Origin of the sequence: Shewanella sp. AS1 (assembly GCF_021412565.1) — a bacterium.
Lineage (GTDB): Bacteria > Pseudomonadota > Gammaproteobacteria > Enterobacterales > Shewanellaceae > Shewanella.
The window spans coordinates 43005-68728 of record NZ_JAKCLJ010000005.1; the positions used below are offsets into that span (position 1 = coordinate 43005).

At 49.3% G+C, this 25724-nt stretch carries 19 protein-coding genes and 2 tRNA genes; 6 read left to right on the forward strand and 15 right to left on the reverse strand.

All coding sequences use genetic code 11. The annotated features are described in order from the left end of the window. The first annotated feature begins 427 nt into the window (after window positions 1–427). Window positions 428–1240: a tRNA cyclic N6-threonylcarbamoyladenosine(37) synthase TcdA gene (tcdA, locus tag LZP69_RS08840; protein WP_234199959.1), complete on the forward strand. Its 813-nt coding sequence runs from the start codon at window positions 428–430 to the stop codon at window positions 1238–1240. Between the two features lie 259 nt (window positions 1241–1499). Further along, a complete protein-coding gene (locus LZP69_RS08845; RefSeq protein ID WP_234199960.1) occupies window positions 1500–2111 on the forward strand; it encodes a superinfection exclusion B family protein in 612 nt (203 codons plus the stop codon). Between the two features lie 120 nt (window positions 2112–2231). Here the strand turns inward: LZP69_RS08845 and LZP69_RS08850 are convergent, their stop codons facing one another. Then, window positions 2232–2366, reverse strand: coding sequence for a DUF3149 domain-containing protein (locus tag LZP69_RS08850; RefSeq protein WP_234199961.1), 135 nt, complete (start codon window positions 2364–2366; stop codon window positions 2232–2234). A 293-nt stretch (window positions 2367–2659) separates the two neighbouring features. Between LZP69_RS08850 and LZP69_RS08855 the strand changes: the two genes are divergently transcribed. Together LZP69_RS08855 and LZP69_RS08860 are read left to right on the forward strand one after the other, a co-directional pair. Next, window positions 2660–2744 (forward strand) — tRNA-Leu (locus tag LZP69_RS08855). A 78-nt stretch (window positions 2745–2822) separates the two neighbouring features. Beyond that, a tRNA-Leu gene (locus LZP69_RS08860) sits at window positions 2823–2909 on the forward strand. Window positions 2910–3034: 125 nt separating this feature from the next. Here the strand turns inward: LZP69_RS08860 and LZP69_RS08865 are convergent. The 3 genes from LZP69_RS08865 to LZP69_RS08875 all read right to left on the reverse strand — a co-directional run bounded on the left by LZP69_RS08865 (window position 3035) and on the right by LZP69_RS08875 (window position 7160). Beyond that, on the reverse strand, window positions 3035–4096 hold the full coding sequence (locus LZP69_RS08865; protein WP_267962063.1) for a site-2 protease family protein: 1062 nt from the start codon (window positions 4094–4096) through the stop codon (window positions 3035–3037). A 174-nt stretch (window positions 4097–4270) separates the two neighbouring features. Next, on the reverse strand, window positions 4271–5941 hold the full coding sequence (locus tag LZP69_RS08870; protein ID WP_234199963.1) for a DUF342 domain-containing protein: 1671 nt from the start codon (window positions 5939–5941) through the stop codon (window positions 4271–4273). 184 nt (window positions 5942–6125) lie between these two features. After that, entirely contained in the window at window positions 6126–7160 is a 1035-nt protein-coding gene (locus LZP69_RS08875; protein WP_234199965.1) for a methyltransferase, read from the reverse strand. A gap of 337 nt (window positions 7161–7497) precedes the next feature. Between LZP69_RS08875 and LZP69_RS08880 the strand changes: the two genes are divergently transcribed. Further along, entirely contained in the window at window positions 7498–9966 is a 2469-nt protein-coding gene (locus LZP69_RS08880) for a putative bifunctional diguanylate cyclase/phosphodiesterase (RefSeq protein WP_234199967.1), read from the forward strand. Between the two features lie 47 nt (window positions 9967–10013). Here the strand turns inward: LZP69_RS08880 and LZP69_RS08885 are convergent, their stop codons facing one another. The 7 genes from LZP69_RS08885 to LZP69_RS08915 all read right to left on the reverse strand — a co-directional run bounded on the left by LZP69_RS08885 (window position 10014) and on the right by LZP69_RS08915 (window position 17104). Next, window positions 10014–11420, reverse strand: coding sequence for an alkaline phosphatase (locus LZP69_RS08885; RefSeq protein WP_234199968.1), 1407 nt, complete (start codon window positions 11418–11420; stop codon window positions 10014–10016). A gap of 13 nt (window positions 11421–11433) precedes the next feature. Continuing rightward, window positions 11434–12381, reverse strand: a complete 948-nt coding sequence (gene gshB / locus LZP69_RS08890; RefSeq protein ID WP_234199970.1) for a glutathione synthase — start codon at window positions 12379–12381, stop codon at window positions 11434–11436. Between the two features lie 61 nt (window positions 12382–12442). Beyond that, the gene (gene rsmE / locus LZP69_RS08895; protein ID WP_234199972.1) at window positions 12443–13174 is read right to left on the reverse strand and encodes a 16S rRNA (uracil(1498)-N(3))-methyltransferase; all 732 of its coding nucleotides are present in this window, start codon (window positions 13172–13174) and stop codon (window positions 12443–12445) included. Between the two features lie 3 nt (window positions 13175–13177). Next, on the reverse strand, window positions 13178–13921 hold the full coding sequence (locus LZP69_RS08900; RefSeq protein WP_234200154.1) for an endonuclease: 744 nt from the start codon (window positions 13919–13921) through the stop codon (window positions 13178–13180). A gap of 234 nt (window positions 13922–14155) precedes the next feature. Further along, on the reverse strand, window positions 14156–14698 hold the full coding sequence (locus tag LZP69_RS08905) for a SprT family zinc-dependent metalloprotease (protein WP_442800675.1): 543 nt from the start codon (window positions 14696–14698) through the stop codon (window positions 14156–14158). A 90-nt stretch (window positions 14699–14788) separates the two neighbouring features. Continuing rightward, window positions 14789–15949: a hypothetical protein gene (locus LZP69_RS08910; RefSeq protein WP_234199974.1), complete on the reverse strand. Its 1161-nt coding sequence runs from the start codon at window positions 15947–15949 to the stop codon at window positions 14789–14791. Window positions 15950–16192: 243 nt separating this feature from the next. After that, the gene (locus LZP69_RS08915) at window positions 16193–17104 is read right to left on the reverse strand and encodes a LysR family transcriptional regulator (RefSeq protein WP_234199975.1); all 912 of its coding nucleotides are present in this window, start codon (window positions 17102–17104) and stop codon (window positions 16193–16195) included. A gap of 121 nt (window positions 17105–17225) precedes the next feature. On the opposite strand from LZP69_RS08915, the gene LZP69_RS08920 reads away from it, so the two are divergent. Continuing rightward, window positions 17226–21776: an ATP-binding protein gene (locus LZP69_RS08920; protein ID WP_234199976.1), complete on the forward strand. Its 4551-nt coding sequence runs from the start codon at window positions 17226–17228 to the stop codon at window positions 21774–21776. 142 nt (window positions 21777–21918) lie between these two features. Here the strand turns inward: LZP69_RS08920 and LZP69_RS08925 are convergent, their stop codons facing one another. The 4 genes from LZP69_RS08925 to LZP69_RS08940 all read right to left on the reverse strand — a co-directional run bounded on the left by LZP69_RS08925 (window position 21919) and on the right by LZP69_RS08940 (window position 25506). Continuing rightward, window positions 21919–22179 (reverse strand): DUF5062 family protein, encoded by a 261-nt coding sequence (locus LZP69_RS08925; RefSeq protein ID WP_234199977.1) that lies wholly within the window; start codon window positions 22177–22179, stop codon window positions 21919–21921. A 135-nt stretch (window positions 22180–22314) separates the two neighbouring features. Beyond that, on the reverse strand, window positions 22315–22734 hold the full coding sequence (locus LZP69_RS08930; protein WP_234199978.1) for a nitrate reductase cytochrome c-type subunit: 420 nt from the start codon (window positions 22732–22734) through the stop codon (window positions 22315–22317). Between the two features lie 29 nt (window positions 22735–22763). Then, on the reverse strand, window positions 22764–25244 hold the full coding sequence (gene napA, locus LZP69_RS08935) for a nitrate reductase catalytic subunit NapA (protein ID WP_234199979.1): 2481 nt from the start codon (window positions 25242–25244) through the stop codon (window positions 22764–22766). Beyond that, entirely contained in the window at window positions 25234–25506 is a 273-nt protein-coding gene (locus tag LZP69_RS08940) for a chaperone NapD (protein WP_234199980.1), read from the reverse strand. The genes napA and LZP69_RS08940 overlap by 11 nt, the downstream gene beginning before the upstream one ends. Window positions 25507–25724 lie beyond the last annotated feature (218 nt).

Consider the following 25724-nt stretch of genomic DNA (forward strand, 5'->3'; position numbering starts at 1 on the left):
TGTAAAAGTCAGCTTTTTACTTATTTATAAGCAGCTAGCCACTACAGGTTAGTAAATTCGCCTCTTCTCTATATAAGTCGATGCTGAAATTGTAGGTGATTTGCTAACAAACGTTTAAAAATGTTTGAAAAATGTACAGTGACAGCATCTTATTATGAAGTTTTTGTGATCTGCGTCACTTAATCTGGTTGGCTGATGAGTAAATTACCGGTTTTTAACGCTTATTGCCGATCACATTCAGGCGGGTGAGGGGCGATTGTGGTTGAGGCTATTTTTGTTTTTCGGCTGCTGGAAATCGCTGTACCTCAATCTTGTGCAGGCATAGATTGTCGCTTTACTGGGCTTTAGGATAAAATTGCTGCCAATCGGTTTTTAAAATTGTTTTTAAGTTAGCTTTATCAAAAGTTAGCTTTGATTGGAGATAGCTTTGAGTCAAGCCAGACTAACAGATGCCTACCTGAATCGTTTTGCCGGAATAGGACGACTTTATGGTGCGGGAGCTTTGCACTTGTTTGCTCAGTCCCATGTCGTTGTCGTCGGGATCGGCGGTGTGGGCACTTGGGTGGCCGAATCTTTAGCCCGAAGCGGTATAGGTGAAATCACACTGATCGATCTCGATGATATCTGTGTTACCAATACCAATAGGCAGATCCACGCCCTTAAAGAGACCATAGGTGAGTCGAAAGTGGCCGTGATGGCGCAGCGGATTAAAGCGATTAACCCCGAGTGTAAGGTCAATGAAATTGAAGATTTTATTACTACAGACAATTTAGGGGAGTACTTCCAGGGTAAAAAGAGTGGTGGCACCTTAGATTATGTGGTGGATTGTATCGATGCGGTGAAGCCTAAGGCGGCGTTGATCGCCTGGTGTAAGCGGCAGAAACTCCCCATAGTGACAGTGGGCGGCGCCGGTGGCCAAACCGATCCCACTCAGGTGCAGGTGAGCGATCTGGCCAAGACCTATCAAGATCCGCTACTGGCGAAAGTCAGAAACTTGCTAAGGAGAGAATATCAGTTCTCTAAGAATGTGCAGCGTCGTTTCAGTATTGAAGCGGTATTTTCCACCGAGCAGTTAGTCTATCCTCAGGCCGATGGCAGTGTCTGTAATACTAAGGCCACGGCAGAAGGCAGCATGCGTATGGACTGTGCTTCAGGTTTTGGCGCCGTGACTGTAGTGACAGGTACCTTTGGTTTTGTGGCCGTAAGCCGGGTACTGACTAAGCTCGCCGCGAAAGCTTAAGCAATAAGCTCGTAGCACGAAGCTCGAAGCTCGAAGCTCGAAGCTCGAAGCGATTAGCCTGTGTCTCAGGCTGACTTTGATTGCACTAAGCAGAGTCAGCCTTTTCATTTTTATTTCTCATCTTTTGTTTCCCATTTCTCGTTTTATCTTTCGAGGCCGTTGGCACCTAACTTGCTTGGTTTACTCGGGCTATGATAGCTGTGCAGTTTTTTGACACTATATTTTGACACTAAATGAAGAGTGACTTTTGAGGGATGAAATGGAGAAGTTGAATTTATCGCTGTTTAAGCAGACGACACCTAAACAAGTGATATTTAACTTGATGCTTTGGCTGACCTTAGTTTGTATGGCATTACTGTTTGCTCCTGCCGGAGTGATGGCTGAGTTGAATCTGGCTCCGTTTGTGACTCAGTACGCCCAGCTACTTGGCCTGGGTCTGATCTTAGGGTCAGCTTATCTGTTGATGGGGGTGGTTAACTATTTCCTTGATGAAGCGATCGATTATCTAAAGACTAAGCGTGCCATCGAGACAATAGAGGAAAAAATCCAGCTGCTCGATCCCACTGAGCGTGCGCTATTAAGGGAGTTTTTTCTGCAAGGTGAGACCATTTTATCTTTGCCCGAAAACGAAACGGCGGTAAGAGGTTTGCTCGAATGTAAGATTCTGGAGTGTCTTGGCAATCAGAAGCATTATGCGATCCAGGGTTCGACGGCCGATTATAAAATTTCTATGCTGGCACGTCGTTATCTCAATCGTCAGGTATTACGCTTACCTGCGGGTGAGCCGAGTCAGGCACAGATGCAGCTGCTGATCCAGGCCAGACCCCATTTCATCCATACGGCCATGCCAACGCGCAAACATGCCGCCTGATGGTTATTGGCTAACATTAATATATTGAGATATTGAGATAATACTCAGAATTTTTGGTAAAAAAATGGGGGCCAAGCCCCCAAAGCAAATCAAAAAGCGTCTTAAATGAGAGTTTCGAGTTTAACTATCAGTTGATGCAGACTTCGCGATAAATAACCAGGTCAGGTATGACATTATGCCTATGGTCGCAAAAATCACGATCATGGACAGTAAACCAATGGGGTTACCAAACATTAAATCTAACCAGAATGCCATCGGTGAACTCCTTGTTCCTTAGGTATTTATCTTGATGTCTGGGTTAAAATAGCCTGTTTAGGTTGAATACTTGTTGATCTGGCGCAACATTTTGTTATCTAGGTGGTAACTTTTTGCCAACTTTCATTGTCCTGAATTTATACGCTGCCTTGGTTAGAATTAGGGGAAACCTGAGTTAGGCTGAATTTTGCTCATTTGAGAATTTCACCTCATCAAAAGGCTTGCCATTAGCTAAAGCACAGGTATAATTCCGTTCACTTGCTGGGGCCACCTGGTTAAGTCTATTTGATAATGCCGGAGTGGTGGAATTGGTAGACACGACGGATTCAAAATCCGTTTCCTTCGGGAGTGACGGTTCAAGTCCGTCCTTCGGTACCATTATCAAGTACAGCTTTAGGTGAATTATTTTAGTAAAATGTTCAGATAAAGCAGGGATTAAATCCCAATATCAATGATGCAGATGTGGTGGAATTGGTAGACACGCTAGCTTCAGGTGCTAGTGGCTTAACGGCCGTGCGAGTTCAAGTCTCGCCATCTGTACCAAACTTTAAGACCTTGCCTATGCAAGGTTTTTTTGTGCCTGAATTTTGGCTCTAAAAAATAGGGCTGCATTTGGGCAGCTCTATTCTTTAGAGCAAATAAGCTAAGAGCAAATAAGGTACGAGCAATTAACTCTGCAGTATCTTCAGCGGTAGGCCTAACATATCGTCGCCGCTACCGGCGAAATACCAGATGATTGCGATCAGGGCACCGACCGTGAGTAGATACCAGACGGCCGAAAACAGCTGGCCATATCTGTCCAGCGGCAACAGATGGCTCTGGTGGCGGCTTTTCCATTCAAACACAATTTCCATACTGCCGATAAGTAGCAAGAAGCCTAATAGGGCAAGTCCTAAACTGTAACTGATAAACACCCCGATGGCCGCGCCAGCAACGCAAGCAATCAGCCCCATCAGGCTATTCATAGAGAAGCTGATGCTTTTTAAGATATGGCCGCCATCCAGCGGCAGGATAGGCAGCAGATTAAACAAGTTGAGCAGGGCGTTGAAGGCGGCGAGGCCGGCAAAGAAAACATTGCCAGTGATCCAGTAAGCCAGCAGTGCGGCAATGGACATTAACAAGCCGAATGTCGGCCCCATGATGGAGATCACCACATCCTGCCAGCGGGTGTTGATCTTCTCATCGCTCAGTGCCAGCCCGCCCATGAAGGGAATTAAATAGATGCCTTTGGTTTTCATGCCGAAATATTTCATGGCGCGAATATGGCCGTACTCATGGAACATAAGGCAGGCGATAAGTGCGAGGGCAAACTGGAATGAGAATAGCCAGGAGTAAGCGGCGATACTGGCGCCCGCCAGCACGACTTTTATCATCTTGGCGCTTTTGAGCAGCTTAAATCCCAGGGAAGCTAGGCCGATAATGCTCAGCTGCTTCTTGACCTCAGGCGCTTGTCGCGGCGCCTGACGCTCGATATCTTTGGTGGTGCGCTGCCCTTGTGTGAGCACTTCATCATCTTTCAGTAATCGATAATCGAGAGAGAAAGGCTGCCAGAAGAGATCGATCTCCAGAGTGATCTTAATCCTATTGAGCGGCTCTGAGGTGTCAGATTCGACAGGGGTATGAGATTGATGCAATTCAAACTGATGGTTGCTTAAGCCTTCATTATTGGCTTTAGCTTGTTTGACTGAGACAAGTTGGTTATCCCAGTAGAGTTGTTGCCAGCCTGCCATTGAGCCTTCGAGGCGAAGCTCTTTACCTAAACAGTCGATTCTGAGGAGTTCCACGCTTTGTTTCTCACTCTATTATATTGATGTGGCGATTATGCCTGTTAAGGGGGAGAAATTAAAAGTGGCATCGGAGGTATGATGCCACGTTTTGAGCTTTATCGGTCGTTATCTGGGCGACTATTTGCGATTGCTGTGATCGAAATGGATCTCTTGGTTTTCGTTGGTCACTATGCAGGGACCGTGCTCCCTCTGGGTACGCTTGTGTGCTGGGCCAAGATGCAGTTCTACATTGGCGAAAATATGCTTACAGGCCTGGATATGGTAGTTGCGGTAATAGTTTTCAATCTCCTGCTGTAACATGCGATATTCAATCTCTACCTGCCCACACTCAGCTTGTATGCGCCGCTTTTCTTCCAGCATGCCCCGCACCTGCTCAACCATGAGTTCATCATCCTGCCATTGTGCTTTTGGTGGCAGTTTGTTCAGGCTGGCTTCGATATTGAGTCTGGCGACCGTCATCTGCTGAATGCTTTTATCGAACTGTTTAAGGCTTTCTTTCAGCTCACTGTAATTCATGGCGCAGTAGATTTCAGTTTTGGTACCGGCGGTGGCGCCAATGGTCACGGCCTTTACCCCTTTATTGGCGTGGATTGTGCCGCCAACCAGATCGCCGCGTCGCTCGCTGGCATCGCTGACCGTTAGAATTTCGTCTGTGGTGGTATTGCTGTGCAGCAACTGTTTGGTGATCAAAATATTACCAGTGGCTTTAAGCTCGGAATATTGCACAAACTGGGCGGCAATTTCGCCTTTGGCCTCCAAGCGGGTAGAAAGTTGCTCTTCCTTTAATTGACGACCTATCACCCCTTTACTGACAGTAATATCCCCCTGGGCGATGAGCTGCGCAGAGTCGACGAAGCCCATCACGGTAATATCCCCTGAGCTTTTCACCAGCATGCCCTCGTGGACATCGCCAGTGATCAGTATGCTGCCTTTAAAGTCGACATTGCCGTAACCGATGTCGACATTTTTTATTTGCAGTACATTATCGACCTGCATGCCGTTTGATGTCTGTACCGGCTGACCGGCGACAGTGGCGATCAAGACGTTAGGATCGGATTCGAGGAGTTTGCTGCCGGTGCCGGCAACTAAATTGATATCCTTACCCGCGATGGCGATAAGCTGATTGCCTATGACATTAAAGCCGTTGCTGCCTTGGGTGGCGGGGGTTTTCACCATGAGGATATCCTTGGGCTTGACCATGATCACAGCCCCCAGATTACGCATATCTACCGTGCCATCTTCGCGCTCCTGGGGCTGAAGCAGCCGTTCTCTGGCGAGGGGAACTTTGCGTGTGATAACGGCATTTTTGCCGTTGATTGCTGGCTTGCCGTGGGCGATGACATCACTGCAGCTTTGGCCCGGTTGCAGTGTCTTTACAGTGTGTAACAGATGCTCAATTTTACGCTTGCTTAACCCTTGGGTGATATTGTGCTGCTTGAGTGATTTTAAGATATCTTGCAGGGTGATCTCTTGTCCGCCCCAGGCCGCGGTTAAGCACACCTCGGCGCTCATGGCATCTTCTGACAGGCTAATGCTAATTTCGCCGTTGCGTCGTTCGGCTATCTCAAATGTGAGTTCGGTGAGGCCATCATCCTGTCCGATAAGTCGGTTAACTTGGGTGACGGCCTGCTCTATGGCGGGCAAACGGGGATAGAGCCTAGATAACTCGGGAAAAGACAGCAGCTCATTAATACCTTCGACACTGATAGGGCCATGAGTATTGGGTATGACTCTAAATTCAGCGAATAATCCATCACTTGTGAGTTGTATGAGCCCAGGCGCCAACATAGATCTTTTCCAAAGTTATATTTGTTATGAAATTGTTTTTATCTCTTGAGTATAACAGTAGAAAGTTTTGCCAATGAAGCCTTTATTAATGAGGCAGTTAAGTTAAGTTTAAACACAGTATTTATCGCTCTAAATAGGTGTTTTTTGCTGCAAATCCTATATTTTATGGTTGTTTTGTTTGTTTTTATCGGTTTGAGTAGATTTTGTACTTGTTGTTCTCGGCGGCAATGTTCACAGTTTTAAAATATTGAGCTATGGTTTCGCTGTAGGGTAGATGACGGTTGGCCACTATCTGCCAGGTTCCGTTTTGAATGAGCCGCTCCGCGCTATCGCGTACAAACTGGGTCGCAATATCGGTTGTGCTACTCAAGCCGTCATGGAAGGGGGGGTTAGAGATAATGGCATCGAAACTACCACTGGTTTGATGCAGACCATCTGATGGATAGACTTTGGCCTGCATGCCGTTAGCCGCCAGGGTCAGTTGGCAGGAGGCTAGAGCCATGGCATTGATATCGACACATTCCATCTTCAGAGTCGGCTGTGCCTTTAACAGTGCTACGCTGATAATTCCCGCGCCACAGCCAAAATCTAACACTCTGCCATGAAGTTGTGGCAGGTGTTCTAATAGGAGCTGGGTTCCGTTATCGAGTTTTTTCTCGCTAAAGACACCGACCAGATTGAAGATGGTTAACTCTCCCTGCGGGGTGGCCAAGGGGTAGCGTTTGACCCAGTCCTGCAGGTTCATTTTTGGGGGCTGCTCCAGCATCTCACTGGCAAACAGTAGGCAGTGACGGGCATTGTCCAATTTACTGGCCGGACCGAAATAGCTGGGCAGTTGCTTGGCGACAGAGCGAATGCCCCCTTTATTTTCTCCGACAATAAAGAGTTCCCCCCCCGGCGCGAGTTGATTTGCCGCCAGTTGGATGAGGTAGGGGGCGAGACTCTTAGATTTAGGATAGTAAATAATGGCACAGTCGAACGCAGGCTTGAGCTGCACCTCTTCAGGCAGCTGATGACCAAAATAACTTTCCAGCTTTTCTGTCTGGTGACTTGAAAGTTGCTGATAGTGGTTAAAGTCCAGTGCCAGGGCAGTTACTCGCTTGGCAAAATTCAGTAACTCTTTGGCAAATAAGTCACTTTCGAAATTGAGCAGTAAAACGTTTTTATCGCTAAATAGCTCGCTGTTTCGTAATAGGAGTTGTGAAGGGGTCGATAGCACGGAAAACCAGCCTGAGAAAAATTTGTTCCATTATATCTTCTATCCAGAGTGATTCAGTAACTATTTATTATGCCCTTGTGCTTATTCTTGTCTAAGCTGTAGCTAGGAACTGCTTTAGTGTAGGTTTTTTGTTTGGGCACTTACCTGCCCTGGAAAAATATAATGGAATTATGAATCAAACAGTTATAGCTTATCAGCATAGTCTGTCGACATGGATGTTAGCCGTATTCTCTCCCCTTATCCATCTCAATACAGCTGCAATTTTGATTGACCACTCATACAATGCTTATTGCAATAAGCATGCGTCTTTTGTGCCAACCGAAATAGGGTGACGGGCATGGCTAAGACACATTTCTTGAGTATCAGGTGGAAGTTACTGATTGTGGTCATGGCGATCCTTTTCTTGGTCGGTGGCGTGATCAGCGGCTTTGCCTATCTTCAGCTGCATCAGCAGCAGCTGGACATGCTCGAATCCCAGAAAGATGAGTTCGCCCAAAGTATAGATACCACTATGGACAGTGTTGTGGAGAACTCATTGCAGGCTGCAATGCAATTGGCTTTCATCGCCAAAGAGAGCGGCATAGAGGGTAGTCAGGCCTATCGACAGATGTTGGCTCGGGATTGGGCCGACATTCAGCTTTATTGGAACTTGAGTGCCTTCAGTCTATTTAGTATCGATGGGGTGCAACTGGCGCATGCTGGTAAGGAGCATACCGAAGATGATGTGCTCTGGTTATTGTCCAGCGAAGCCTCCTATGAGCTTGAATCCAGAGTGGTATGTGCCGCCAGCTGTGCAATTCAGGTTTTGGTGCCCACTCTGATTAAGAGTAAGCCCCACCTTTTTCTAATCGAGTCGACCCTGACTGAGATGCTGAGCCATTTTCGTGTCGATAGAGATGTAGAGCTGGCCATATTGGACGCTAGGCAGGAGCAGGCTGATAAAGAACAGTTTTGGCAAAGGGTGCTCTACAGTGTCAGTAACCGACCTATCAGCCTGGATTTGTTATACCAAATGGCTGACAAGTATGAGTGGGAGCAAGTGCTTGAAGGTGATGGGGTGTTTGACTATCAGCAGCAGCCGTGGGCGGTATGGTTTTTTCCATTAGACAGTGGCGATAACTCGCCTATGTTGGTGCTAATGACAAGCCTGGAGCTGTGGCAGCAGAGGGTCAGCACATTTCAGCAGGGGATGGCGGGTACACTATTGTTTGGCTTTCTGCTGGCCGGTGGTTTGATCTTATGGATAGTCAGGGCGCCGGTATTGAGTCTTGCTCATCATGCCAGAACCTTGCCCCTGTTGGCTGAGCATGAGTTTTCAGAAGTTAACTCGAGTGTGCCGCTTGTCCGTAGCTGGCTGCGCGATGAGGTCGATCTGATACATCAGGCCACCCGAGAGTTGTCTCAAACCATGCAGCGGTTTGAGAGTGATACCGATGAGTACACCAAAGAGCTGGAAAGACGTGCCATGCTGGACACGCTCACCTGTCTTCCCAATCAGTCCATGTTGTATCACGAGTTACAAAAGGCGATAGCCTGTATCGGGGTCAATAATGACAGGGTGGTTTTGTTATCGCTGGAGCTGGATGAGTTTCAGCGCATTAATGACACGCTAGACCATATTCATGTTGATGAGTTAATTAAGATTATTGCGGCGCGTCTGAGCAACAGTGTGCGTGAGAAGGACACGATATTTCGTCAAGAAGGTGACAAGTTCCTGATCTTATTACGCCATGTTAAAGGCGATCAGGAGGTGCGCACCTTGATCCACCGTATCTTTGCTGCCCTGCAATTTCCTGTCGTTTTGGGTAACCAGAAGTTGATTGTGACCGCGAGTATAGGTCTTACCTACTGCAATGAACCTCATATTACCGCAGAGGAGCTGATCTGGCGGGCAGCCCTCGCATTACACCATGCCAAGAGAGCCGGTCGCAGTAATTACCGCTTTTTCGACGAAGAGATGCTCAATCAGGCCAATGATTTTTCGACAATCGAGCTGGATATTACCCATGGGATGGAACAAGAGCAGCTGCTACTTTTCTTGCAACCTATAGTGGAACTTCCCTACGGTAAACTGGTGGGATTTGAGGCCCTGGTGCGTTGGTTCCACCCCGAGCGAGGCTTGATCATGCCGGGAGATTTTATCCCCAGAATTGAGAAGAGTGATGTCAGCATAGCCTTGAGCCACTATTTAATCAGAAAAGCCGTTGCATTGATTGGGCGTCTGCAACAGGCTGGGTGGGATGACCTTTACCTGTCGCTCAATCTCTCGGCCAAACAGTATTTAGATCAGACCTTAGTGCAAGTTCTGGCTGAAGAGTTGAGTAACAGCGGTATTTCAGGGCATTGCCTGTTACTGGAAGTCGCCGAAGATTTTGTTGTTGGGCAAGTAAAGCAGGCGATGGCCGCCATGGAAGCGATACAGGCTTTAGGGGTGAGGATCGCCATTGATGATTTTGGCACAGGCTATTCATTATTAAATCATTTTGAGCGTCAGTCCTTTGATTTATTAAAAATAGATCAATGCTTTATTTCAAATATGCTCGAAGGAAAGGCTGATTCTCATATCGTGACCAGGGTGATCGAATCTGCCCATAAACTGGGTAAGCAGGTGGTGGCCGAAGGCGTGGAGAGTCAGGCTCAGGTGGATTTTCTCAGCATGATAAATTGCGAATTTGCCCAGGGGTATCATTTCTCTCGGCCGCTGGAGATTGAAAGCGTTTTCAATATATTGAGTGCGATGCAAGCGGACAGGCTATGGCCTGTAAAGACGCTGCCCCAGCTGGTGATGGCCAAGCTGGGGAGCTGAGAGTCAGTTGAGGTTAACGCTTTCTTGGCAGACTCGATTTCAGCGGCCTACGTGTTCTTATCTAGCGTGACAAGGCTCGGTAAGGCCGTGTTTACTGGCTTTGTAGGCGCAACCGCTTTCGTCTGGGCCTTGGGTTGTGGCTCCTTGGGCAGCAGGCTGATCAGATGCTTGGCTATATCGGTATTATCCAGCTGACCGAAGAAGAGAGGCGATGCCGGCCCAGAGGCAAACACTTGTACATCTATGCCTGTATGGCCTTCTGTCGTCCAGCCGGTATTTGAGCGTTTATCTATCAGCTGTTTCAGGCTGGCATGCAGTCGCTTTTGTCCCTGCATTCTGGCGTTGGCAAGCTGTTGATACTCTTGCTCGTCCAGTTCCAAGCCGAGTCTGAGTTCCACCAGAGTACGCCAGTCATCAATTGCCACAGCATCTTTGGCGATCTTCTCTGGACTTGCCTGAATGGTGCGCAGTACTTGCGGATCCCAGCGATACTCATCGTTGGCGCCTATGGATAAGCCGCCCGTATTATGATCCGCCGTAACCACCATCAGGGTATCATTGTTGTTGCGAACATACTGTTCCACCACTTCAACGGCATTAGCAAATTCATGTATCTCGGCCATGGCACTCGCGATATCGTTATCATGGCCTGCCCAGTCGATAAGGCTGCCTTCGACTAACAGCACAAACCCTTTGTCATTGCGGGAGAGTAGTTCCAGGGCTTTTTGCACCATTTTACTCAGGCGATTGGTATTGGGTTCATCTATGGCCCAGGGCAGCTCTACCTCAGCAAACAGACCGATCACCTTTGGCTGATTGAGATCATTGAGCCGACTAAAATCTGACAGATAGTGATAACCCTTGGCCTCGAACTGTTTGATTAATGAGGCTGGGAAATATTTCTGCCCACCCCCTAACATCAGATCGGCATCTGTATTCAGGTAGCTCTGTGCCAAGGCGTCGTAGTGACTTCTGTCGGCTTCATGACTCAAGAAGGCGGCCGGTGTGGCATGGTTAATTTGTGAGGTGACCGCCACGCCTGTACTCATACCTCGGCGCTTAGCCAGTTCCAGCAGTGTGGGGATCGGCTGCTTATTGGTATCCACAGAGATGGCGCCATTATAGCTTTTCACTCCGGTTGCTAGGGCGGTAGCCGCGGCAGCCGAATCTGTGACTAAGCCGCTAACGGCAGCAGGATAGGTGCTGGCCTTACCCACAAACAGACGATCGAATACCGTTTGCTCTATCTCCTGGGTGTTGGGATTATCTTGATAGTAACGGTAGGCGCTGGTGTAGGCCGGCCCCATGCCATCGCCAATCATGATCACCATATTTTTGGGGCGATTGGGCGCTGAATCTATGGATAGCAGATCGGCAGAATCGGCAGAAACCGCGCCCCAACTCAGCAAGCTTGTACTCATTATCAGGCTGGCAAACAGCTTAATTCGCTTCATTATGACTCCAGTCTTAGGCCTTGATACGTTTCTCTATGGCATCCATCAACATGCCTGTAATATCCACATCGAAAGCGGCTTGGATCTCTTTAATACAGGTTGGGCTGGTGACATTAATTTCGGTGAGTTTATCACCAATCACATCCAGGCCAACGAAGATGAGTCCGCGCTTTTTCAGTTCAGGGCCTAGGGTGTTCGCTATAGCCCAGTCGCTGTCAGACAGTGGCTGAGCCACCCCTTTGCCGCCAGCGGCCAGGTTGCCGCGGGTCTCTCCTTTTTGTGGGATCCGTGCCAGCGAGTAAGGCACAGGTACACCATCTACGACTAAAATTCGCTTATCGCCAGCCGTGATATCGGGAATGAAGGCCTGGGCCATGGCATACTGCTGACCGTGGTTGGTTAAGGTCTCGATGATCACCCCAAGGTTGGGATCACCTGCTTTGACACGGAAAATGGAGCTGCCGCCCATACCGTCCAGCGGCTTTAAGATGATATCGCCCTTGTCTTGATAAAAACGGCGGATCCGCTGAGCATCGCGGGTCACTATGGTTTCAGGGGTAAACTCGCTGAACCAGGCGGTAAAGAGTTTCTCGTTGGCATCGCGCAGACTCTGAGGCTTGTTAACGATTAACACGCCTTGCTCTTCGGCGCGCTCCAGCATGTAAGTGGCATAGATAAACTCAGTATCGAAAGGCGGGTCCTTACGCATTAAGATCACGTCCAGTTCCGCCAGTGGCGTGTCCACCGCATCCTCGAGTTGATACCAGTTTTGTGGATCGTCCTGCACCGACAGGTTGCGCATACTCGCCATGGCAACCCCGTTCACCATGGCCAGATCTTTCATCTCCATATAAAACAGTTGATAGCCGCGAGCCTGCGCCGCTAATAACATGGCGAAGCTGGAATCTTTCTTGATATTGATGTCGTTGATGGGATCCATCACTATGCCAAGCTTGATCATAATATTCCTTAAACTGTGTCGGTCTGCTAAAGGCGGGGTGAGTAAAACCCTAATGTTAGCCTTATCCTAAGTCACCAAATTTGAGTTGCAGTGCGCTGATGGCTGTCAGGGCTGCGGTTTCAGTACGTAGCACTCTGGGGCCGAGCAGCACATCGGTAAAGGCGTGGGTTTCTGTCATGGCGATCTCTGCCTCTGACAATCCCCCTTCCGGGCCGATCAAGAGTCGCACCCGTGCCGTATTCAATGCTAAGCCATTGATACCGTGTGAGGCACGCGGATGCAAGTTGAGTTTTATCGCCTCGCTCTGCTCGCTGCACCACTGCTCCAGCGACATGGCTTCGCGAACCTGAGGCACGACGCTGCGTCCCGACTGTTCACAGGCGCTGATAACGATTTTTTGCCACTGCTGAATTTTCTTCTCCAGACGCTCACCGCTGAGCTTTACGCCGCAGCGCTCCGAAAACAGCGGGGTGATGGTGTTGACTCCCAGCTCAACGGATTTTTGCAGAGTAAAATCCATGCGATCGCCCCTGGAGATCACTTGCCCTAGGTGTAGATTCAGTGGCGATTCAGCGTCATTAATCGCTTTCGCTAACACCTTTACCTGCACATGTTTCTTACTGGCCTCGATGATTTCGCTTAAATAGTTGCAACCATCGCCATTAAACAGCTCCAGTTGTTCGCCGCTGCCCATGCGCAATACACGGCCAACATGGCCCGCCGCTTCGCTGTCGAGCATCACAAGCTTATCTGTGGCGAGTTCGCCGGTTTGGTAGATTCTGGGTATTCTCATTGCTTACTCCGCCACTTGTTTTATGTCATTTTGCCGCTGACATTGTGCTTGCACAAAGGGGTTATGATTGCCCTGATGTTTTGCTATGGCATTATCGCGTTGACACTCCAGGTGATCGACGGGATAACTTCTATCCCAGGCCTGAAAGAGTTTCAGCTGACTGCTGGCGATTTTTAATCCGTATGTGTGCTGCATATAGAGATAAGTACGGGCAATCTGGCCCCGAGTATAGCTGGGCGGCTCGACTTTACGATCCTTAAAGTCGACTGTCATGGCGCACTGCCCATATTGCAGGGCTTTAGCGTTCCACTGACTAAAACGATAGTTGCTGCGATCGCCGTTCACTTCACCTATGGCGGGCACAAGATTGTGCAGGTCGCTCTCCATCTTGGTGAACTCACTGTCTTGCTTGCCGCAATTTTTACGTCCGCCCTGTTGCCAGCATTGTCTTTGGTGACCAAATTCCCAGGCCGGTACTATATGTTCCCACTCGATTCGATTGGCACGTTTTTGTTGTTTTCGCACCTGATAGCCGCAGCGGTTAAAATCAGGCTGCCAGTTTTTGTTTGATGTATCTATGTCGCAACCACAATAGAAGCTGGTGGCCGACAACTCTTGAGTATAGATAAGACGGGCCACTTTTTTGGCTTGGGTAAAACTACTGGGGTGCGAGGCCAATGCGCCATGGCTGGCAACAGACAGTACAAGTGCAGTCAGTGCGACAGCGCACCGACGAGGTGAAATCATCAATCTGGCATCCCTAAAGAGTATGTTGGCTTTTTTGTATAAGGTCGCGAGTGGTATAAGGTCGCGATATGACCTTAGGCAGCCGACTACTTAGTATCAATCATTAGCGTTATGTCGCCGATTTTACGGGATCTGGGGCATGCTAAGCAAGGAGGGCGCCCTTGTGAATGATAGCCCTGGCCTACAATCAGGGCTTGCGCTCTGAGCTTGCAAGGCAGGTTTGCAAAGAAAGTGCTAGAGATTTGGGCTGAGGGGCTGCTGGCAGCGGCGACAGCGGTATTGGGTTTCCTTACGAACGACCTTGTTATGACGGCGGATACTCAGCTCTACTGGGCCGCAGTCGCAGCGGTAGGTGAAGGTTTTGCCTGCCACAGAGCGGGTATCCAGGCTGTGGGTGGTATCTGGCTTAAGGCCATAGATAGACACCATCAAGGATTGCCACTCCTTACCGTGAGGTTTGACCCGGCCAAAAAGCTGATAGGCAAGCAGATGGCAGATCTCATGGGGCACTACCTGCTGCATAAAAATGTCCGGATTCTCTTCCAGTAAGGTAGCGTTAAACCTAAGTTTATTGAGCTGCAGATGCGCCGTGCCTGCGCTCTTCCCTCTGAGTTTGAAGTTGACCTCAGGGCGCGGGAAAGAATGCTTGAGTTTACCCTCGGCCTGTTGATAACAGGATTCAACTTGGGATAGCAGCTGCGCCTGCTGCAATGTCTCTGTTGAGGCCATAGGTGAGATAGGCCTGTGAGTTTGTTTGCGAAACAGCGATTTAAACATAGGGCGTCAGGGTTAAGATAAAGTGCGATTGAAAAAATGAGCCCGCATAGGCGGGCACACTTTTAACGATACTTATCTTACGTCAGCTTGTTACAGAGTGCCAGCCGCCGCTTTAATCATCTCGGTGATCTGTGCCACTATCTGGGCTTCTGTCTCTGCCTCATAGGCGGCAACTCTCGGGGTGTGAATGTGACCGACAGGAATGGGGCTATTGAACTGCTTGCCTAACAACACGGCACGGTAGGAGATCTCGTTAGAGAGATAACTGCCGCCCGATCCCGCCACTGAGATTTCATCCTGGAGTTCGGCCAGGGATTTTGCCTCGAATTTGCCCCGGCTCAATGTAGCGACTGTGTGGTTGTCATTGATCTGCCACTTGCCTTTGACCGTCTGCATGGCGGTCACAGGCAGAGAAAACTCCACAAACTCCGGACCATTGAGTGTTTTGCCATCAAACATAGGGGGCTTAGGCGCCGTGGGGGTTGCACCTGTTAGCACATTGAGGTTATCGGGAGCTTCGGCGCTGCGGTTACGGCCGGGGAAACGTTCTAAGTCAAAGTCGGTACGTCCCATGCTGACGGTAAAAATCGCATCTACGCTGCTTTCTCGATACACTGGGGTCAGCAGAGATTCGATAATGCCTTGATCGAAATCGGCAAAACGTACCGGTATCATCACTGTCTCTACTTGAGCCTGCTTGCCATTGACCTTGAACTTATAACCATCGAGCGCCAGGGCCGTCAGTCCAGAGGGATTGCTCTGATCTATATGGCGGTCGAGAAAGAAAGGATCGAAACCGGTTAACAGTATACGGATCTGGGTATCATCATCGTAATGGATGTCGCTAAAGCCGCGGGACGCTTTCTCCACTGCATTCAGGGCAATATCTTGCTGCCAGGGGGCAAGCTTAAAGGCGGGCTGATTTTGCTTTAATGTCTGTTTCATCGACAGGCGGCTCCAGTAGAGGGCCCTGTCATCTTTTCCGCCGGACTGAACATCGCGCACGGCTTGCTGCCATAGGCGCTCGCCCTGATGAGCGACCATTTGAGTCATGACCAGTTCATCTTTTTGCTCACGATATTTACTACCAAGATCATCGACCAGCGCCTGATAACGTTCAACCACTTCCGGCATCGCCGCTTTGGCAGTGGGAATACGCGCTTCTTCCACATCACCTTGTGCCAATGCGGGCAGCGCTAAGCTACTTGAGATTAATAATGAGAGCGCCAGTGCTGAGGTACCATAGGTCATTAGCATTTCCTTGAAATTAGAGTCCAGAGGTATAACTGTTTTGAGTTTAATTTGAGTTTAATATTAGCTGTTTTTTTGTATTATTTTCTTGATATTACAGCTTTCTTACCTAAAGGCTAAATCCTTTGGCCTTTCTTGTCACTATACTGTAAACCAAACAGGTGCAGCTATCACTGTTAAAGATGACAAACTAAGGAGATGGGTGCTGCAGCTGCGAGTGAGGCGTTTGAGCATCCGTTTGGATTACATCATCAAGGATTGCAGTGATTCATGGCTGTTAAAACGTTTAGTAAAGAAATCTAAAAACACACTGATGTTGGTGGCTAACTGGCGCCGACTCGAATAGACACCATACACTTTGAAGGGTTCGATGGGCCACTCCTGAAGCAGCGGCACTAAGCTGCCACTGGCAAGTTCATTCTTGCACACAGAGTTAGATAGCATGGCGATGCCAAAATCATCCAAGGCCAACTGTTTGACCATCACGGCACTGTTTACCCTGACTTTACGTTTAAAGTTGACCATGGTTTTTTGCTCGCCTTTCCCCAGTGGCCAAATCGGCGCCGAACGTGAGGTACCCAATAAGATACCGCTGTGGTTTGCTAATGACTGAGGGGTTGCCGGTGTGCCACGTGTTTTAAGGTAGCCAGGACTGGCGACCAGTATGGGTTGACGTTCAAGCAATAGACGGGCGACCAGATCTGAGGATTGCAGTGGCCCGTATTTAATGGCGATATCGTAGCCTTCGCCAACCAAGCCAACATCGTTGTCGGTAAATTGCACATCTAAATCAACATTGGGATAGAGTCGCATAAAGCTACTACAGAGGTTGGCGATCAGCTCTTGACTGAAAGAAACAGGGATTGCTATGCGTAATGAACCAGATACGTCATTATGAGTATTTTCAATGGTTGCCTTGGCAGCTTCGATTTCATCGCTAATACTACTGCAATGCTGATAAAACAGTGCCCCTACTTGAGTCAGGCTTAAATTACGGGTATCTCGCTGTAATAAACGTACCCCAAGGGTCTCCTCCAGCTGGGCAATTTTTCGACTTATGGTGGATTTTGGTATACCTATATTGCGTGCCGCTTGGGAGAATCCTTTTGCTCTCACCACGGCGGCAAACAGCATCATACCGTTTAAATCTGGCATATTTTATAACTGTCTCAAATATGGAACAAAGCGTCTAAGCCAGTTTAATAGCATTTAACCTTATAAGAAAGCTATATTTATGGGCTAAAAATTTTAGAGGCTAAAGCAGAGGATCTAATTGATGACCAGCAACAATCAGCCCACAAACAAGACTCACGCGCAAACTGCCGACCCGCTGTTTCTCCAGGCCGAGCATTTGGCACAAGATTTTTCTCTGTTTCCTAAGCACAGCAAACAGAGTCTTTCAGAGCAGATCAATGGTCTGTTGACTGACGAAACCATCCAGGCAAATTTGAAGGCATTGGAACACTTAGATGTTGACGGTTATGTCGCGAAAGTGATTCAGCCCACTCTAGACAAGAGCCGCCCTGGCGCAAAACGTGTGATTGCCGATCTTAAAGGCAAGTTGATCACCGAAAAACACTTGGGGCCCTTCTATAGTGCTGAGATCGAACTGAACTTCGGTGTTCGTACCCGTCGCATCGGTTTTATTGCCCAGGAGCGTACCACCAGTAACGGCGCCTGGATGCCAGAGCATCATCTAGCCGCTTGTAGCGCGATTCGTCATTTTGCCGAACTCTCTATGCCGATTGTGTATCTTATCGATACCCCAGGCGCAGACGCAGGTGAAATCGCCAATAGCCAGAATCAGGCGCACACTATTTCGAAAGCCATAGCCGAAAGTGCCAATGTGGACGTGCCTACTGTCGGTATCGTTATCGGTGCCGGTTATTCGGGGGGCGCGATTCCATTAGCGGCCGCTAACATCCTGCTGTCGCTGCGCGATGGTATTTTCAACACCATTCAGCCACAGGGTCTGCAGAGCATTGCCCGTAAGTACAATCTGTCTTGGCAGGAGTGTGCTAAGTCTGTGGGTGTGTCGCCAGAAGAGCTTTACACCTCAGGTTGCATCGACGGTATTATCGATTTTTCTCCTTCCGATAAAGATGAGCGTCAACACAACCTGCGCCGTGCCATCATCAGCAGTATCGAAGCGGTAGAGAACGCCGCCGTGCAGTTTGTGCGTGAATCCAAAGATCTGCGTGAGCATTATGATCGCAGTCTAAAGCGTTTCCTTCACCCTTCGAAAAACCTCGAGGCGCTTGAGAACCACGCTGAGTTAGCGGTTGCTAACAACCCGACCATGCACCTTAACCTGTTCGGTAGCTCTTACCGTTACCTGCGTTACCTGACCCTGCGTAGTCGTATTCATTCTATTTCTCAGGAGCAATATGGCCGCCTGTCTAAGGTGAGCGTACCTGAAGGGGATCTGCTGGCGCGTATTCAGCAAGAGCAGGACAAGGTGTTCCAGTCTTGGTTATCCACGCCAGATAAGCTGGTTTACGATGAAGAGCTTAACAAGCTATGGGGCAATTTCACCGCCAAGCGTGATGAGATCTCAACCGAACGTAACATGCTCACGCGCTTCATCTTAGGTGAGCCAAAAGAGAATTATAAGAAGGCCCGTAAGGCGCTGCTTTTTAACATCGGCTGGTCACTGTACCACCGCTGGAAGAGCAATGCAGAAAACAACTTCAAAGGCTTGATCCAATATCTTGAGAGCCTGCCCGGTGAGGTAACACAAGCCGATTGGCCTGAGCTTAATGAGCTGACAGTGCTGGACGTGATAGTTCATGACGAGTTACGTGAAGACTTTATCTGGCAATGTCACAATATCCTGATCTTCAACGCCTTATATGACAATGTTGTGGGTAATTTGGCCTCGATCGCTAAAGAAGCCATGATGGCGAAGAGTCTGTCACGCGCCTCAGTGGATAACCTGCTGCATGACTCAATCGACCGCGCTATCTCTAAGCAAGACACGGCGAACGACAAGAATAAATTCTATAAGTGGCTGAAGTACTTTATGTCTCAGTCAAATCGTGCCGATCTACTGACCAAAACTGAGCAGTGGAAGAGTGTTGGTTTCCCTCAGCTTAACGACAGTCTGTTCGTTATCCTGACCTACTTCTTCGAGCGTCTGCTGCCTGAGTATTTTGCCAGCGAAGAGAAGAGCAGCGAATACACAGGTGCCATTAACCCTGTGCGTATCGGTCGTCGTAAAGACTTCTGGAACCGTTTGACTATGGGTTATCAGGATCTGCTGATCCAGAAGGTGCTGCGCGATGAGAAGCGTGCCGGCAAGATGACCTGGGAAAATGTGATCGCTAAGTTCTTCAATCATTTTGAAGAGCTACATGGCGATAAGATGTCGGCTAACCTGCTTAATTTCCCAGGTTTCCGTCTGTCGATTGAAGATGCATTGGATAAGGGCATACGTCCTTGTGGTTTAATCACAGGTCTTGCGGATTTCAATCACGGCGATCAAACCCTTCGTGTCGGTGTGGCTGTGTCGAATACTGCCTTCCAGGCCGGTGCCTTCGATATGGCTAGTGCCGAGAAATTCAGTGCCCTGCTTATCGAGTGTGCTAAGCGTAAGCTGCCGGTTATCTGCTTTATCAGTTCTGGTGGTATGCAGACCAAAGAGGGGGCGGCGGCGCTCTTCTCTATGGCGGTAGTGAACGATCGTATTACTCGCTTTATCCGTGATAACGAGTTGCCAGTGCTGATGTTTGGTTTCGGCGACTGTACCGGGGGTGCACAGGCGAGTTTCGTGACTCACCCATTAGTGCAGACCTACTACTTCTCTGGTACTAACATGCCGTTCGCCGGTCAGATGGTGGTTCCCGCTTATCTGCCATCGACGTCGACTCTGTCTAACTACTTGTCTAAAGTACCAGGCGCGATGAACGCCTTGGTGGTGAATCCATTTAGCAAGACTATCGATGATCAGCTTGGCAGTATCGATCCGCTTATGCCTAAGCCAACCCTAGAGGTTGAAGATGTGATCGCCGGTGCATTGTCGACTCTGGTGCCAGAGATGATGGTGGCCGAAGAGGAGATAGTCCAAGACGATCCACGTCAGTTGATGAAGCCTATCGACAAGGTATTGGTTCATGCCCGTGGCTGTACTGCGGTGAAACTGATCCGTAAGGCTCACGACAACAATATTAAAGTGGTATTGGTGGCGTCAGATCCCGACATGACTTCAGTACCCGCGGATATGCTGACCGAAAACGATAAGTTGGTGTGTATCGGTGGTAACACTTCCGATGAGAGTTACCTAAACGCCTACTCGGTACTGAAAGTGGCCGAGTATGAGAAGGTGGATGCACTGCACCCAGGTATCGGTTTCCTATCAGAAAGCCCACAGTTTGCCGCACTTTGTGTCAATAACGGCGTTAACTTCGTGGGTCCAAGCGTGCACAGCATGACGACCATGGGTAACAAGTCGAATGCGATTAAGACCTCGCAATCACAAAATGTCCCAGTCGTACCCGGTAGCCACGGTATTTTGACCAATGCCGAGCAAGCGGTGAACGTAGCAAATGAAATTGGTTACCCTGTGCTGCTTAAGGCGGTACAAGGGGGTGGCGGTAAGGGTATCCAGGTCGTTCAGCGTCCAGAAGATATGATTTCGTTATTCCAGAAGACCTCGACCGAAGCGGCTGCCGCCTTTGGTAACGGTGACTTGTACCTAGAGAAATATGTTACTTCACTGCGTCATATCGAAGTCCAGTTGCTGCGTGACAAGTTTGGTAATACCAAGGTACTGGGTCTGCGTGACTGTTCGGTTCAGCGTAATAACCAGAAAGTGGTCGAAGAGTCAGGTTCGACCATGCTGCCGGAAGAACTCAAGCAGCAGGTGATGGAATATACCCGCGCCTTAGGTGATGCAACCGATTACATGGGGGCGGGTACCGTTGAGTTTATCTATAACTTAGATGCCAACGAAGTCTACTTCATGGAGATGAACACGCGTCTGCAGGTAGAGCATCCTGTCACTGAAGCGACTTCTGGCATAGATATCGTGAGCGCAGGTTTCGATATTGCCGCTGGCCGCTCGATCGAAGATCTTGAACCACAGAATATTGGTTACGCTATCGAAGTACGTGTGACCGCTGAGAAAGCCGCCCTCGACAGTAACGGCGTGTTGCAGCTGGTGCCACATCCTGGCCTGATCACTGAATATGCGATGCCTGAGCGCGATGATATCGAAGTGATCTCTATCGCCGGTGAAGGCAAAGAGGTATCGCCCTACTACGACAGCTTGATCGCGCAGATCATCTGCCGCGGCGAGTCTCGTGAAGATGTGATCAACAAGCTACATGATTACTTGAAAGATCAAGTGGTTATCAAGGGTATTGCGACTAACATTCCATTGTTAACTCGCATCCTTAAAGATGGCACCTTCAATGAAGGCGTCTACGACACTAACTACCTGCCACGCTTTATGGCTGAGTTGGATGTACCAGCGCTGATTGCTGAGATGGAGTCTTCTATCGAAGTGGTGGGTGTCGATACCGAATCACTGCGCGTGGGTGAGAGTAATGAGCTGAAAGTATTGGCACAGGGTGCCGGTATCTTCTATACCTCGCCAGCGCCGGGTGAAGCGGACTTTGTTAAGGAAGGCGATATAGTCACAGTTGATCAGACTCTGGCGCTGACCGAAGCGATGAAGATGTTCTCTCAGGTAACTCTGGCTGGCTTTAACCGTCAAGATGCCATCCTATATCCAGAAGATAGGCAGTATCGCATCGAGCGTATCCTTAACGGCAATGGCCAGCAGGTGTCTCAGGGCGATCTACTCTTCGTGGTATCCCCTGTATAGGGCAGAGGTAAAGATAATCACCTGCTAGCAGGATTAAAAATACCCATCTTAGTGATGGGTATTTTTTTGCCTGAAATTAAGCTGGGTTAAAGATACAGGACTAGAGCTACAGGACTAGAGATACTGAAATAAAGACGCTGTGCTAATTAAGCAGGGCATGATCTTTAGGCAACTGCCGACTTATCCATAGAATCAATTTATGCTTCATATTGGGGCCATCTTCTTTATCGACGGCCAGAGGCTGAATCAGCTTATCCTGCACAAGCAGGCGATAGATACACTCCACCTTGTCTTTGGGAGAGACACCCTTGTCGAAATCGTCAAAGCCTCGCTTCTTGGCATACCCGACCCCTATCTCCATGGCCAGTTTTAACAGCTGTGCATCATGCTTACCTTGTTTCATAAAGCGCTCCATCTGTGATTCTTATGTATGACTCTAACACCTATTATGGTTATTTTGTGGGATAGCAAGCATAAAAAAGCCACTTTACTCATGGAGTAAAGTGGCTTTGAGATCTTAGCGAGAAAAGAAGCTGAGTTAGCGACTGAACTCGTTACCCACTAGCTCAGTTTTATTATCAGCCTGAGGCACATGACACTGATTACAGTTGTAAAAATGATCGTCTAGGCTGTTATCGGCCTTAAGGTGCTTACTGAAGATAGGCGTTGCTTTCATCCGCTTGGCCTTGTCACTGCTGTGACAGCTCATGCAACCATTCTTTTTTAAGGTGATGGGATAATCCGCCTTATGAGGGATCAGCGGTGGCTGATGCGCAAAAGTGCGTTCGATCGACTGACCCTTAGACGGGTAGCTTGGCATAGCGTCCGCAGGGCGCACCTCCGTCAGCTTAGCCTTACCCAAGGAATCAATGTTTACCGGCTCTGTTTGTTCATTTGTTTGTTGACCAGAACAGGCACCTAGCGCCATAAGCGCGACTAATGTGAGTATTTTCTTCATTGTTTTTTCTCCGCCTTAGGCTATTCGAGTTAGGCTTTGGTCACTTTGACCGGACACTTCTTGAAATCCGTCTCTTTCGAGAGCGGATCGGTTGCGTCCAGCAGCAGCTTGTTGACCAGCTGACGCGCATCGAAGAATGGCATAAATACCACGCCTCTAGGTGGCTTGTTGCGTCCTTTGGTTTCAACTCGGGTTTTGACTTCGCCTCGGGGAGAGGCCACCACGACCTCATCACCGCGTTGCAGACCACGTGCCTTGGCATCTTCGGGGTGCATAAAGATCTGGGCATCGGGATAGGCGCGATACAGCTCAGGCACGCGAGCCGTCATTGAGCCTGTGTGCCAGTGCTCCAGTACGCGGCCGGTGGACATCCAGAGATCATATTCGCTGTTTGGTTCTTCGGCGGCGGGCTCATAGGGCAGGGCGAAGATCACCGCTTTGCCGTCGGGCTTACCGTAGAAATTGTAACCTTCACCGGCCTTCACATAGGGATCGCTGCCTTCGACGAAGCGGCGCAGTGTCTCTTTTCCGTTGACTACAGGCCAGCGGGCACCGCGGTTCTCATGGTAAGTGTCGAAATCGGCCAGATCATGGCCGTGTCCGCGGCCAAATTGGGCGTACTCTTCGAACAATCCCTTCTGCAGATAGAAGCCAAAGGCGTCAGCTTCATCATTGAAGTCACCTTTGCAATCTGAGGCTGGGAACTTGTTGACCACACCGTTGGCAAACAGCACATCATAAAGTGTCTTGTCGGCGTATTCCGGCTTTTTGGCGACAAGCTCTGCAGGCCAGACTTCACTGACTTTAAAGCGTTTAGAAAACTCGACCAGTTGCCAGAGATCAGACTTAGCGCCTTCGGGCGCTTTCACCTGTTGATGCCACATATGGGTACGGCGCTCTGCGTTACCGTAGGCACCCTCTTTCTCGACCCACATGGCCGTTGGCAGGATAAGATCCGCCGCCATGGCGGTTACTGTTGGATAAGGATCTGATACCACGATAAAGTTATCCGGATTACGGAAACCAGGATAAATCTCATCATTGATGTTAGGACCCGCCTGCATATTGTTGGTACACATGGTCCAGTAGCAGTTCAGCTTGCCATCTTTGAGCATGCGGCTCTGCAGCACGGCATGGAACCCAGGTTTTGGCGGGATAGTCCCTTCTGGCAGTTGCCAGAGTTGCTCGGTTTTCGCTCTGTGATCAGGGTTAGCGACCACCATGTCGGCGGGCAGACGGTGGGCAAAGGTACCCACTTCACGGGCGGTACCACAGGCCGAGGGCTGGCCTGTCAGTGAGAAGGGACTGTTACCCGGAGTGGCGATCTTACCTGTGAGCAGGTGGATGTTGTACAGCATATTGTTGGCCCATACGCCGCGAACGTGCTGGTTGATCCCCATGGTCCACAGGCTCATCACCTTGATCTTAGGATCGGCGTAGGCCTTGGCCATGCGCTCCAGTTTCTCAGGCTCGACGCCACTCATCTTGGCGGCATACTCTAAGGTATAAGTGCTGACAAACTTGGCGTATTCATCGAAGCTGATCGGGGTCGACTTGCCATTGCCTGGGTTCTTGGCTTTCATCTCCAGCGGATGATCCGGGCGCAAGCCGTAACCTATATCTGTGGTGCCCAGGGCGAACTTGGTATGCTTGCTGACAAAGTCTTTGTTCACCGCACCGTTTTGAATGATGTAGTTGGCGATATAGTTGAGGATCACTAAGTCTGACTGAGGACGGAACACCATAGGGTTGTCCGCTAAGTCGAAGCTGCGGTTTTGGAAGGTCGATAACACATGTACCTGGCTGTTTGGATTGCTCAGGCGGCGATCCGACAGTCGCGCCCAGAGTACCGGGTGCATCTCGGCCATATTGGCGCCCCAGAGCACGAAGTGATCGGCGGCTTCAAAGTCGTCATAACATCCCATAGGCTCATCGATACCGAAGGTACGCATAAAGCCACCCACGGCCGACGCCATACAGTGACGGGCGTTAGGGTCTATGTTATTGGTGAGAAAACCTGCCTTATGCAGTTTTGAGGCGGCGTAGCCCTCCCAGACTGTCCACTGGCCCGAGCCAAACATACCCACGGCTGTTGGGCCCTTGGTCTTGATAGTGTTTTTCCACTTTTCAGCCATAGTATCGAAGGCGACATCCCAGCTAACAGGGGTAAACTCGCCCTCTTTATCGTATTGGCCATCCTTCATTCTAAGTAAAGGCGTGGTGAGACGATCTTTACCGTACATGATCTTAGAGAGGAAGTAGCCCTTAATACAGTTGAAGCCTTTGTTAACTGGACTTTCTGGGTCGCCCTGGGTGGCAACCACTTTACCGTTTTGGGTGCCGACCAATACGCTACAGCCCACACCGCAGAAACGGCAGGGGGCTTTGTCCCATTTTATCTCTGTATTTTCGGCGGCCTCGACTACCTTAACTGGCAGCGTGACGCCGACCGCAGTTGCAGCGGCAACGGCGGCATTGGCTTTTAGAAACTCGCGGCGGCTAATGCTCATTGTGTTCCTCACTTTCTTCTTCTGATTCGACTTGGTGATAGACAAGACTGCTGGACAACACCCCTTTAATGGCGTTGATCGCTTCGATATTGCTTAAGATGGCGCCCTGAGTGGCGCCTTCTAAGGTGACAATAAACTTACCTTCCTGGGTGACCGCATGGATTTCGGCACCTGGCAGGGATTCAAGCTCATTTTGTATAGCGGTAATTGCAGAGGGTGATGCGTGGATCACTAAACTGCTGACATGGTATTCCTGATTCATGCATATACCTTGGTCAATTGGGTTACTCTGAATAACTCAATAGCGGTAAACCCCTAGGGGTGGTTGGATGAAATTCAGTCTAAACCTTGTTTTTTATAGGGATATACCTCTTCGGAGGTAATCCTCTATTTCATCGATCCAGTTCAAAGTTTTGAGTATGACGGGTATCACAAATTTTGCGAGTTGATCGGCCGGGGACGTCAGCGGAAGTTTTTATG

What these genes read in the sequence shown, in the direction of transcription:
- LZP69_RS08845 (WP_234199960.1), top strand. Translation starts at nt 1,500, where the DNA reads ATGGAGAAGTTGAATTTATCGCTGTTTAAGCAGACGACACCTAAACAA.
- LZP69_RS08940 (WP_234199980.1), bottom strand. Translation starts at nt 25,506, where the DNA reads ATGAATCAGGAATACCATGTCAGCAGTTTAGTGATCCACGCATCACCC.
- LZP69_RS08910 (WP_234199974.1), bottom strand. Translation starts at nt 15,949, where the DNA reads ATGACCTATGGTACCTCAGCACTGGCGCTCTCATTATTAATCTCAAGT.
- LZP69_RS08930 (WP_234199978.1), bottom strand. Translation starts at nt 22,734, where the DNA reads ATGAAGAAAATACTCACATTAGTCGCGCTTATGGCGCTAGGTGCCTGT.
- LZP69_RS08865 (WP_267962063.1), bottom strand. Translation starts at nt 4,096, where the DNA reads ATGGCAGGCTGGCAACAACTCTACTGGGATAACCAACTTGTCTCAGTC.
- napA (WP_234199979.1), bottom strand. Translation starts at nt 25,244, where the DNA reads ATGAGCATTAGCCGCCGCGAGTTTCTAAAAGCCAATGCCGCCGTTGCC.
- LZP69_RS08925 (WP_234199977.1), bottom strand. Translation starts at nt 22,179, where the DNA reads ATGAAACAAGGTAAGCATGATGCACAGCTGTTAAAACTGGCCATGGAG.
- gshB (WP_234199970.1), bottom strand. Translation starts at nt 12,381, where the DNA reads ATGATCAAGCTTGGCATAGTGATGGATCCCATCAACGACATCAATATC.
- LZP69_RS08880 (WP_234199967.1), top strand. Translation starts at nt 7,498, where the DNA reads ATGGCTAAGACACATTTCTTGAGTATCAGGTGGAAGTTACTGATTGTG.
- LZP69_RS08920 (WP_234199976.1), top strand. Translation starts at nt 17,226, where the DNA reads ATGACCAGCAACAATCAGCCCACAAACAAGACTCACGCGCAAACTGCC.
- LZP69_RS08870 (WP_234199963.1), bottom strand. Translation starts at nt 5,941, where the DNA reads ATGTTGGCGCCTGGGCTCATACAACTCACAAGTGATGGATTATTCGCT.
- LZP69_RS08900 (WP_234200154.1), bottom strand. Translation starts at nt 13,921, where the DNA reads ATGATTTCACCTCGTCGGTGCGCTGTCGCACTGACTGCACTTGTACTG.
- rsmE (WP_234199972.1), bottom strand. Translation starts at nt 13,174, where the DNA reads ATGAGAATACCCAGAATCTACCAAACCGGCGAACTCGCCACAGATAAG.
- LZP69_RS08885 (WP_234199968.1), bottom strand. Translation starts at nt 11,420, where the DNA reads ATGAAGCGAATTAAGCTGTTTGCCAGCCTGATAATGAGTACAAGCTTG.
- LZP69_RS08850 (WP_234199961.1), bottom strand. Translation starts at nt 2,366, where the DNA reads ATGGCATTCTGGTTAGATTTAATGTTTGGTAACCCCATTGGTTTACTG.
- LZP69_RS08915 (WP_234199975.1), bottom strand. Translation starts at nt 17,104, where the DNA reads ATGCCAGATTTAAACGGTATGATGCTGTTTGCCGCCGTGGTGAGAGCA.
- LZP69_RS08905 (WP_442800675.1), bottom strand. Translation starts at nt 14,698, where the DNA reads ATGTTTAAATCGCTGTTTCGCAAACAAACTCACAGGCCTATCTCACCT.